A 9,381-nucleotide genomic window follows, 5' to 3' on the forward strand; every position below is an offset into this window, starting at 1 on the left:
TCGACTATTCTTCAGCCGCAACGGCGGTGCCGCGGCGGGCCTGAAGGGTCGAATACTTGATGCCGCGTGCAGCAGCCACATCCTTGGGATGCATCTGGCTCTTCAGCGCGTCGAATGTGGCACGAACCATGTTGTAGGGGTTCGACGAACCCATCGACTTGGCGACCACGTCATGCATGCCGAGCGTCTCGAAGACAGCGCGCATCGGGCCGCCGGCGATGATGCCGGTACCCTGCTTGGCAGCGCGCAGCAGCACGCGTCCGGCGCCCCAGCGTCCTTCGACGTCGTGGTGCAGCGTGCGGCCCGAGCGCAGCGGCACGAAAATCATGTCGCGCTTGGCCGACTCAGTTGCCTTGCGGATCGCTTCCGGCACTTCGCGCGCCTTGCCGTGACCGAAGCCGACGCGGCCCTTCTGGTCGCCGACGACGACGAGTGCTGCAAAACCGAAGCGACGGCCGCCCTTGACGACCTTGGCGACACGGTTGATGTGGACGAGCTTGTCCACCATGCCGTCATCGCGTTCTTCACGATCGCGGCCGCGGCCGCCATCCCTACGTTCCTGTGCCATATCCTGTTCCTTGTTTTTTTCCGGAAGCACGGTTGCTGATAAGATCCGGTGCGCCTCTTTGGGTCACCGGGGGCGAATTATTTTTCCTTGCATGATCTTGTCCGAAAAGTCTGCAACTTTTTGCTGCGCTGACCTTCGGTTCGGGATCAGGCAATTAGAAGCTCAGACCGCCTTCACGGGCAGCCTCGGCCAGCGCCTTGACGCGGCCGTGATAGATATAGGCGCCGCGGTCAAAGACGACTTCCTTGACGCCGGCCTTCGAAGCACGCTCGGCGATCAGCTTGCCAACAGCGGCTGCTGCCTCGGTGTCGGCGCCGGTCTTGAGCGAACCCTTGAGGTCCTTCTCGAGTGTCGATGCAGCCGCGATGGTATGGCCCTTGGCATCGTCGATGACCTGCACGTAGATGTTCTTCGACGTGCGGTGAACCGAGAGACGCGGACGTTCGCCGGCGACCTTCTTGATCTGGCGGCGGACGCGCTGCGCGCGGCGCTGGATGGATTCCTTGGTAGCCATGATAGTCTTCCTTGCCTTCAAAAAACGGGGGCCGCCATGTGCGGTAGGCGAAAGCGCCTCCCGCGACCGCTCCCCGCGGCGTTGCACTTCTTTGGCTTGGCCTTTTCCGAAAAGTCTGCAACTTTTCGGGGCCAGGCCTACTACTTCTTCTTGCCTTCCTTGCGGACGATCTTCTCGCCGGCATAGCGGACACCCTTGCCCTTGTAGGGCTCGGGACCGCGATACTCGCGGATCTCGGCTGCAACCTGGCCGACCTGCTGCTTGTCGATGCCGGTCACGGTGATTTCCGTCGGCTTCGGCACGGTGATCGTGATGCCGGCCGGCGTCTCGTAAACGACGTCGTGGCTGAAGCCAAGCGCCAGCTGCAGGTTCTTGCCCTGGAGTGCCGCGCGATAGCCGACGCCGGTGATCTCGAGCTTCTTCTCGAAACCGTCCTTGACGCCCTGCAGGATGTTGACGATCTGCGTGCGCGACATGCCCCACTTGGAGCGGGCGGTCTTGGTCTGGTCACGCGGCTGGACAGCGATTTCGCTGCCTTCCATCTTGACCAGCACTTCGTCGTTCACCACGAACTTCAGCTCGCCCTTGGGGCCCTTCGCCGTCACGGTCTGGCCGTTGACGGTCGCGGTCACGCCCTGCGGCAGCGAAACGGGTTTCTTTCCAATACGAGACATTTGGTTGTCCTCGTCACTTCTCTTGTTTCAGGTCTGCCGAATTAGAAAATCTGGCAGAGGATTTCGCCGCCGACATTCTGTTCGCGTGCTTCGTGATCGGCCATCACGCCCTTCGGCGTCGAAAGGATGGCGATGCCGAGGCCGTTGGCGACGTGCGGGATCGACTTGGCCGAAACGTAAACGCGGCGGCCAGGCTTCGAGACGCGGGCGATTTCGCGCACGACCGGAGCACCGTCGAAATACTTCAGCTCGATTTCGATTTCGGACTTGCCGTTGTCGAAGTCGGTCTGGCTGTAGTCGCGGATATAGCCTTCAGCCTTCAGCACGTCGAGGACGCGGGTACGCAGGCGCGACGCCGGCGTCGAAACGCTCGACTTCTTACGGCCATACGCGTTGCGGATGCGGGTCAGCATATCGCCGAGAGGATCGCTCAATGACATGTTATGTCCTCCTTACCAGCTCGACTTGACCAGGCCCGGGATCTGGCCGTTATTGCCGAGATCACGAAGCGCGATGCGCGATACTTTGAGCTTGCGATAATAGGCGCGCGGACGGCCGGTAACTTCGCAGCGGTTGCGGATGCGGATCTTGGCCGAGTTGCGCGGCAGGGCAGCAAGCTTCAGCTGAGCGCGGAAACGCTCTTCCATCGGCTTGGACTGGTCCATGATGATCGCCTTGAGCGCTGCGCGCTTGGGACCGTACTGGTCGGCAAGCTTGCGGCGCCTGTTGTTCTTCTCGACTGAGCTGGTCTTTGCCATTTCAGATTTTTCCTTTTCTCGCTGCCGTTACTGGCGGAAGGGGAAGTTGAAGGCCTTGAGCAATGCCCTGGCTTCGTCGTCCGTCTTCGCAGTCGTACAAACGATGACGTCCATGCCCCAGATCTGATCAACCTTGTCGTAGTTGATCTCCGGGAACACGATGTGTTCCTTGATGCCCATGGCGTAGTTGCCACGGCCATCGAAGCTCTTCGGATTCAGTCCGCGAAAGTCGCGGACGCGCGGCAGTGCGATGTTCACGAGACGGTCGAGGAACTCGTACATGCGTTCCTTGCGCAGCGTGACCTTGGCGCCGATCGGCATCTTCTCGCGGACCTTGAAGCCGGCGATCGAATTACGGGCGCGGGTGACGACGGCCTTCTGGCCGGCGATCATCGCCAGGTCTTCGGCCGCGATCGAAGGCTTCTTCGAATCCGCGGTCGCTTCGCCGACGCCCATGTTCAGCACGATCTTGTCGATGCGCGGAACCTGCATCTCGTTCTCGTAGCCGAACTGCTCCTGCAGCGCCTTGCGGATGGTCTCGTTGTAGACCTGCTTGAGGCGCGGCGTGTTCTGGGCCTTGGACTGTTTGCTTTCAGCCTTGGGCTTCGTGGTTTGAGCCTTAGCCATTGATGACTTCTCCCGAGCGCTTGGCGACGCGCACCTTCTTGCCGTCCTTCTGGAAGATGAAGCCGACGCGGGTCGGCCTGCCATCCTTGGGGTCGGCGAGCGCGATGTTCGACAGCTGGATCGGCGCTTCCTTGGTGATGATCCCGCCCTCTTGGGACTGGGACTGCTTCTGGTGACGACGGATCATGTTGACGCCGCGCACCAGCGCGGTGTCTTCCTTCGGCTGAACCGAGAGGACTTCGCCCGAACGGCCCTTGTCCTTGCCGGCCAGCACGACGACCTTGTCGCCTTTTCTAATCTTTTGCATTGGTCCGGCTCCTTACAGCACTTCAGGCGCGAGCGAGATGATCTTCATGTGGTTCTTGGCGCGGAGTTCGCGCGGAACCGGTCCGAAGATACGCGTGCCGATCGGCTCTTTCTTGTTGTCGACGAGAACGGCCGCGTTCTTGTCGAAACGGATCACGCTGCCGTCCGGGCGGCGGATGTCCTTGGCCGTGCGAACCACGACCGCCTTCATCACATCGCCCTTCTTAACGCGGCCGCGCGGAATGGCTTCCTTGATCGACACCACGATGATGTCGCCTACGGAAGCGTATTTCCGCTTCGAGCCGCCCAGCACCTTGATGCACATGACACGACGGGCGCCGGAATTATCCGCGACGTCGAGGTTTGTTTGCATCTGAATCATGACTGGCCGCCTTCTTCTCTTCTAACGGGACGGGCTCAAAGCCCCTCCCCGGTCTGTCCAAAATTCGGTTTGTTACGCCTGGTCCGAAGACACGACGATCCAGCGCTTGTCCTTGGAAATCGGCTTCGATTCCTGGATGAACACCTGATCGCCGACCTTGTGGGCGTTGTTCTCGTCGTGCGCCTTGTACTTCTTGGTCATGCGCACGGTCTTCTTCATCACGGGATGCGTGAAGCGCCGTTCGACCTTGACGACTACCGTCTTCTCGTTCTTGTCGCTGACGACAGTGCCCTGCAGAATGCGCTTTGGCATGATTTTCGTCCTTAAGCCTTCTTGGCCGCGGACTTTTCCGCAGCGATGGTCTTGATACGCGCAATGTCCTTGCGAACCTGCCGCACGCGCGCGGTCTTCTCGAGCTGGCCGGTGGCCTTCTGGAAGCGCAGGTTGAACTGCTCCTTCTTCAGGCTGGCCAGATCGTCGGTCAGCTGGTCCTGGGTCTTGGTCCGGATGTCTTCGGCTTTCATGATCAGCCCGTCCTTATTCTGCGATGCGCTGTACGAAGCGCGTCCTGACCGAGAGCTTGGCCGCGCCGAGACGCAGCGCCTCACGGGCGGTTTCTTCGTTGACGCCGTCGATCTCGAACATGATGCGGCCCGGCTTTACGCGCGCCGCCCAGTAATCGACAGCGCCCTTGCCCTTGCCCATGCGCACTTCAGTCGGCTTCGACGTCACCGGCACATCAGGGAAAATACGGATCCACACGCGGCCGGCACGCTTCATCTCACGAGTGATCGCGCGGCGGGCCGCCTCGATCTCACGCGCGGTGACGCGGTTCGGCTCAAGCGCCTTCAGCCCGAAACCACCGAAATCCAGGTTGGTGCCGCCCTTTGCGGTACCATGGATACGGCCCTTGAACTGCTTGCGGAACTTTGTGCGCTTTGGCTGCAGCATCGTTCTAACTCCAAATTCCTAAATAATCAGGCGTTTTCGCGACGACGACCGCGTTCGCGATCACCACCACCGCCATGCGCAGCATCACCCTCGGTCGCGCGACGCTCCGAAGCCATCGGATCGTGCTCGAGGATTTCGCCCTTGAACACCCAGACCTTGACGCCGCAGATGCCGTAAGCCGTATGCGCTTCGGCCGTGCCATAGTCGACATCGGCGCGCAGCGTATGCAGCGGCACGCGGCCTTCGCGGTACCATTCCATGCGTGCAATCTCTGCGCCGCCGAGACGGCCGGCGCAGTTGATGCGGATGCCTTCGGCGCCCAGGCGCATCGCCGACTGAACGGCGCGCTTCATGGCGCGGCGGAACGCGATACGACGCTCGAGCTGCTGGGCGATCGACTGGGCGACCAGGGTTGCGTCGATTTCCGGCTTGCGCACTTCAACGATGTTCAAGTGCGTCTCGGACTTCGTCATCTCCATCAGCTTCTTGCGAAGCTTTTCGATGTCGGCGCCCTTCTTGCCGATGATCAGGCCCGGGCGCGCCGCATGGATGGTGACGCGGCACTTCTTGTGCGGGCGCTCGATCACGACCTTGGAAATCGCAGCCTGCTTGAGTTCCTTTTCAAGATATTTGCGGATCTTGATGTCCTCATGCAGCAGCTTGCCGTACTCGCCGGTGTTCGCGAACCAGCGCGAATCCCAGGTGCGGTTGATGCCGAGGCGCAGACCGATCGGATTGACTTTCTGACCCATTATGCGGCCTCCCCTTTTTCTTCGACTTCACGAACGACGATCGTGAGGTGCGAGAACGGCTTTTCTATACGGCTGGCGCGACCGCGGCCACGAGCATGGAACCGCTTCATGACGATCGACTTGCCGACATAGGCTTCCGCCACGATCAGTGCATCGACGTCGAGGTCGTGGTTGTTTTCCGCGTTGGCGATCGCCGATTCCAGCGTCTTCTTGACCGTGCCGGAAATCCGCTTGGCCGAGAATTCGAGATCGGAAAGCGCTGTCGCGACCTTCTTGCCGCGGATCAGCGCGGCAACCAGGTTCAGCTTCTGCGGGCTGATACGGATCGTGCGCAGAACGGCGCGCGCTTCGTTGTCAGCAAGCCTGCGCGGAGCTTTGGCCTTGCCCATGATTATTTCCTCTTCGCCTTCTTATCCGCGCCGTGACCGTAATAGGTCCGGGTCGGAGCGAATTCACCGAACTTGTGACCGACCATGTCCTCGTTCACCGAGACGGGAACATGCTTCTGGCCGTTGTAGACACCGAAGGTGAAGCCGACGAACTGCGGCAGGATGGTGGAGCGACGGCTCCACATCTTGATCACCTCATTGCGACCACCTTCACGAACCTTGTCCACCTTCTTGAGAAGGTAGCCGTCGATGAAGGGGCCTTTCCAAATAGAACGAGTCACTTGGCGTTACCTCTTCTTAGCTCTTGCGCTGATGGCGCGAGCGCAGGATGAACTTGTCGGTCGCCTTGTTGGACCGCGTCTTCTTGCCCTTGGTCGGCTTTCCCCACGGGCTGACCGGATGACGGCCACCGGAGGTGCGGCCTTCACCACCGCCATGCGGATGGTCGACCGGGTTCATGGTCACGCCGCGATTGTGCGGGCGCTTGCCGCGCCAGACCGTGCGGCCGGCCTTGCCGTCGTTGATGTTGCCGTGGTCGGGGTTCGACACGGCGCCGACGGTGGCCATGCAGGAGCCGTGAACGACCCGCTGCTCGCCCGAGTTGAGGCGCAGGATCGCCATGCCCTGGTCGCGACCGACCAGCTGTCCGTAGCCACCTGCCGAGCGGGCAACCTGGGCGCCCTTGCCCGGCTTCAGCTCGATGTTATGGACGATCGTGCCGACCGGCATCGAGGCCAGCGGCATCGCATTGCCTGGCTTCACGTCGACCGATTCACCGGCCACGATCTTGTCGCCGGCGGCAAGGCGCTGCGGAGCGATGATGTAGGACAGCTCGCCATCGTCATACTTGATCAGCGCGATGAAGGCGGTGCGGTTCGGATCGTATTCAATGCGCTCGACCGTGCCGACGACGTCGAACTTGCGGCGCTTGAAGTCGATGATGCGGTACGAACGCTTATGACCGCCGCCGATGAAGCGGGCCGTGATGCGGCCGTGATTGTTGCGGCCGCCCGACTTGGTCAGGCCTTCGGTCAGTCCCTTGACGGGCTTGCCCTTGTAGAGGCCCGAGCGGTCGACGATGACCAACTGGCGGGTGCTCGGCGTTACCGGGTTGAATTTTTTAAGTGCCATGTTTGTTGTCCTCGCGGCCTAGCTCAGAGACCCGTCGCGACGTCGATCGACTGGCCGTCGGCCAGTGTCACAATCGCCTTCTTGACGTCGCTCTGGCGGCCGATCGTGCCGCGGAAGCGCTTGATCTTGCCCTTGCGGACAAGCGTGTTCACGGCCGTAACCTTGACGCCAAACAGCGCTTCGACAGCGGCCTTGATTTCCGGCTTCGACGCCTTCTTGGCGACGTTGAAAACAACCTGGTTGTTCTCGGAAGCCATGGTCGACTTTTCCGTGATCGCCGGCGAGACGATCACGTCGTAATGACGGAGGTCGGTCATTTAAAGCGCTCCTCGAGAGCCTCGACGGCGGCCTTCGAAAGGACCAGCGTGCCGCGGCGCAGAATGTCGTAGACGTTGATGCCCTGGATGGGCAGCACGTCGATGTTCGGGATGTTGGTCGCCGCCAGCTTGAAGTTCTGGTCAAGCTCGGCACCGCCGATCACCAAGGCGTTGGTCAGGCCCAGTGTCGCGAAATTCGCGATCAGCGCCTTCGTCTTGGCCTCGGTCAGCTTCAGCTCGTCGATGATGATGATCGACGCGCTCTTGGCCTTGGCCGAGAGAGCATGCCGCAAGCCCAGAGCGCGCACCTTCTTCGGCAGATCGTGCTCGTGGCTGCGAACGACCGGGCCGTGGGCCTTGCCGCCGCCGCGGAACTGCGGAGCGCGTGCCGAATGGTGACGGGCGCGGCCCGTACCCTTCTGCTTGTACATCTTGGCGCCGGTGCGCGCGATTTCGGCGCGGCCCTTGGCCTTGTGCGTGCCCTGCTGCCGTTTGGCCAGCTGCCAGCGCACGACGCGCTGCAGGATGTCCTCGCGCGGATCAAGGCCGAAAATCTCCTCGGAGAGTTTCACCTTGCCGGCGTCCTTGCCGCCAAGCGTTGTGATCTTGAGATCCATTATTCTGCTCCCTCTGCGGCCGGAGCCTCGTTCTTGGCGCCACTCTCGGCGGCAACGGCGCGGATCGCGGCAGGCTTCGGCGCGTTGGCCGGCAGTGCCACCTTGGCCGCATCGCGGACCAGGATCCAGGCGCCCTTCGATCCGGGAACCGCACCGCGGATCAGGATCAGGCCGCGGTCGGCGTCGGTCGAAACGATCTCGACATTCTGTGTGGTGACGCGGGTGTCGCCCATGTGGCCAGCCATATGCTTGCCCTTGAACACTTTGCCCGGGTCCTGACGCTGGCCGGTCGAACCGTGCGTACGGTGCGAAACCGAGTTACCGTGCGTCGCGCGGCCACCACCCATGTGATGGCGCTTGATGACGCCCTGGAAACCCTTGCCGATCGTCGTGCCCGTCACATCGACCTTCTGGCCGGCGACGAAGTGCTCGACGGTGATCTCGGCGCCGACATCGATCATGTTGTCGGCGGAGACGCGGAACTCGGCGACCTTCGCCTTCGGCTCGACGGAAGCGGTCGCGAAATGGCCGCGCATCGCCTTCGACGTGTTCTTCACCTTGGCAAGGCCAACGCCGAGCTGGACGGCGGTATAGCCGTTCTTCTCCTGCGTGCGCTGAGCCACGACCTGGCAGTTCTCCATCTGGAGAACGGTGACGGGAACATGTTCCCCGGCATCATTATAGATGCGGGTCATTCCCACCTTCTTTGCAATCACACCTGAACGCATCGGTTCAATTCCTTTAGAGTTCCGGGCCAGGGGCACCGCCCCTTACCGCGCTCTCATTCCCTTAGAGCTTGATCTCGACGTCGACACCGGCGGCCAGATCGAGCTTCATCAAAGCATCGACCGTCTGCGGGGTCGGATCGACGATGTCGAGCAGACGCTTGTGCGTGCGCATCTCGAACTGCTCGCGGCTCTTCTTGTCGACGTGAGGCGACCGGTTGACCGTGAACTTTTCGATCCGCGTCGGCAGCGGAATGGGGCCGCGGACGTTTGCTCCGGTGCGCTTGGCCGTCGACACGATTTCTTTCGTCGAGGCGTCAAGCACGCGGTGATCAAACGCCTTCAGGCGGATGCGGATATTCTGTCCGTTCATGCGTCACTTCCTTGTTCTGGCGCGGCGCGGGCAAATCCTGCGCCCGCGACAGATCGGTTTAAGTCCAAATTACTCTTTGATGGTGACGACGATGCCGGCACCGACGGTACGGCCGCCTTCACGGATGGCGAAGCGCAGCTTCTCTTCCATGGCGATCGGCACGATCAGCTCGACATCGACCGTGATGTTGTCGCCGGGCATAACCATTTCCGTGCCTTCCGGCAGCGACACGATGCCGGTCACGTCGGTCGTGCGGAAGTAGAACTGCGGACGGTAGTTGGTGAAGAACGGCGTGTG

The 9,381-nt window shown here is 61.5% G+C and carries 19 protein-coding genes and 1 pseudogene; all 20 read right to left on the bottom strand.

The genetic code is table 11. The features are described 5' to 3' along the window. Positions 1-4: 4 nt before the first annotated feature. Positions 5-568: a 30S ribosomal protein S5 gene (rpsE, locus tag X750_RS137755; protein WP_006333394.1), complete on the bottom strand. Its 564-nt coding sequence runs from the start codon at positions 566-568 to the stop codon at positions 5-7. 154 nt (positions 569-722) lie between these two features. After that, positions 723-1,082 (bottom strand): 50S ribosomal protein L18, encoded by a 360-nt coding sequence (gene rplR / locus X750_RS137750; protein WP_023682602.1) that lies wholly within the window; start codon positions 1,080-1,082, stop codon positions 723-725. A gap of 140 nt (positions 1,083-1,222) precedes the next feature. Continuing rightward, on the bottom strand, positions 1,223-1,756 hold the full coding sequence (gene rplF, locus X750_RS137745; RefSeq protein WP_023682603.1) for a 50S ribosomal protein L6: 534 nt from the start codon (positions 1,754-1,756) through the stop codon (positions 1,223-1,225). Positions 1,757-1,797: 41 nt separating this feature from the next. Further along, positions 1,798-2,196: a 30S ribosomal protein S8 gene (rpsH, locus tag X750_RS137740; RefSeq protein WP_006205453.1), complete on the bottom strand. Its 399-nt coding sequence runs from the start codon at positions 2,194-2,196 to the stop codon at positions 1,798-1,800. Positions 2,197-2,208: 12 nt separating this feature from the next. After that, the gene (rpsN, locus tag X750_RS137735) at positions 2,209-2,514 is read right to left on the bottom strand and encodes a 30S ribosomal protein S14 (protein WP_010909282.1); all 306 of its coding nucleotides are present in this window, start codon (positions 2,512-2,514) and stop codon (positions 2,209-2,211) included. 27 nt (positions 2,515-2,541) lie between these two features. Next, entirely contained in the window at positions 2,542-3,141 is a 600-nt protein-coding gene (gene rplE / locus X750_RS137730; protein WP_023672755.1) for a 50S ribosomal protein L5, read from the bottom strand. Continuing rightward, complete coding sequence (gene rplX / locus X750_RS137725; RefSeq protein ID WP_023691245.1) at positions 3,134-3,448, bottom strand: 50S ribosomal protein L24; 315 nt, start codon at positions 3,446-3,448, stop codon at positions 3,134-3,136. The genes rplE and rplX overlap by 8 nt, the downstream gene beginning before the upstream one ends. 12 nt (positions 3,449-3,460) lie before the next feature. Further along, entirely contained in the window at positions 3,461-3,829 is a 369-nt protein-coding gene (gene rplN, locus X750_RS137720; RefSeq protein ID WP_006205457.1) for a 50S ribosomal protein L14, read from the bottom strand. Between the two features lie 72 nt (positions 3,830-3,901). Next, complete coding sequence (gene rpsQ, locus X750_RS137715) at positions 3,902-4,141, bottom strand: 30S ribosomal protein S17 (RefSeq protein WP_010909280.1); 240 nt, start codon at positions 4,139-4,141, stop codon at positions 3,902-3,904. An 11-nt stretch (positions 4,142-4,152) separates the two neighbouring features. Beyond that, on the bottom strand, positions 4,153-4,353 hold the full coding sequence (gene rpmC / locus X750_RS137710; protein WP_006205459.1) for a 50S ribosomal protein L29: 201 nt from the start codon (positions 4,351-4,353) through the stop codon (positions 4,153-4,155). A 13-nt stretch (positions 4,354-4,366) separates the two neighbouring features. Next, entirely contained in the window at positions 4,367-4,780 is a 414-nt protein-coding gene (gene rplP / locus X750_RS137705; RefSeq protein ID WP_006205460.1) for a 50S ribosomal protein L16, read from the bottom strand. A gap of 26 nt (positions 4,781-4,806) precedes the next feature. Beyond that, on the bottom strand, positions 4,807-5,532 hold the full coding sequence (gene rpsC, locus X750_RS137700) for a 30S ribosomal protein S3 (protein WP_023672753.1): 726 nt from the start codon (positions 5,530-5,532) through the stop codon (positions 4,807-4,809). Beyond that, positions 5,532-5,921 (bottom strand): 50S ribosomal protein L22, encoded by a 390-nt coding sequence (gene rplV / locus X750_RS137695; RefSeq protein WP_006205462.1) that lies wholly within the window; start codon positions 5,919-5,921, stop codon positions 5,532-5,534. The genes rpsC and rplV overlap by 1 nt, the downstream gene beginning before the upstream one ends. 2 nt (positions 5,922-5,923) lie before the next feature. Further along, the gene (gene rpsS / locus X750_RS137690; protein WP_006205463.1) at positions 5,924-6,202 is read right to left on the bottom strand and encodes a 30S ribosomal protein S19; all 279 of its coding nucleotides are present in this window, start codon (positions 6,200-6,202) and stop codon (positions 5,924-5,926) included. A 16-nt stretch (positions 6,203-6,218) separates the two neighbouring features. Further along, entirely contained in the window at positions 6,219-7,052 is an 834-nt protein-coding gene (gene rplB / locus X750_RS137685) for a 50S ribosomal protein L2 (RefSeq protein WP_023706515.1), read from the bottom strand. 23 nt (positions 7,053-7,075) lie between these two features. Beyond that, a complete protein-coding gene (locus X750_RS137680; RefSeq protein WP_023672751.1) occupies positions 7,076-7,369 on the bottom strand; it encodes a 50S ribosomal protein L23 in 294 nt (97 codons plus the stop codon). Next, entirely contained in the window at positions 7,366-7,986 is a 621-nt protein-coding gene (rplD, locus tag X750_RS137675) for a 50S ribosomal protein L4 (protein ID WP_023672750.1), read from the bottom strand. Before rplD ends, X750_RS137680 begins: the two co-directional genes overlap by 4 nt. After that, positions 7,986-8,714, bottom strand: coding sequence for a 50S ribosomal protein L3 (rplC, locus tag X750_RS137670; protein ID WP_023682606.1), 729 nt, complete (start codon positions 8,712-8,714; stop codon positions 7,986-7,988). Before rplC ends, rplD begins: the two co-directional genes overlap by 1 nt. 61 nt (positions 8,715-8,775) lie before the next feature. Continuing rightward, positions 8,776-9,084 carry a 30S ribosomal protein S10 gene (gene rpsJ / locus X750_RS137665; RefSeq protein ID WP_010909272.1) on the bottom strand — a complete coding sequence of 103 codons (309 nt, stop codon included), beginning with the start codon at positions 9,082-9,084 and terminating at the stop codon, positions 8,776-8,778. Between the two features lie 69 nt (positions 9,085-9,153). Further along, positions 9,154-9,381: pseudogene (gene tuf, locus X750_RS137660) on the bottom strand (elongation factor Tu); the annotation flags it as partial.

It is taken from the genome of Mesorhizobium sp. LNJC391B00, from assembly GCF_000502535.1.
GTDB lineage: Bacteria > Pseudomonadota > Alphaproteobacteria > Rhizobiales > Rhizobiaceae > Mesorhizobium.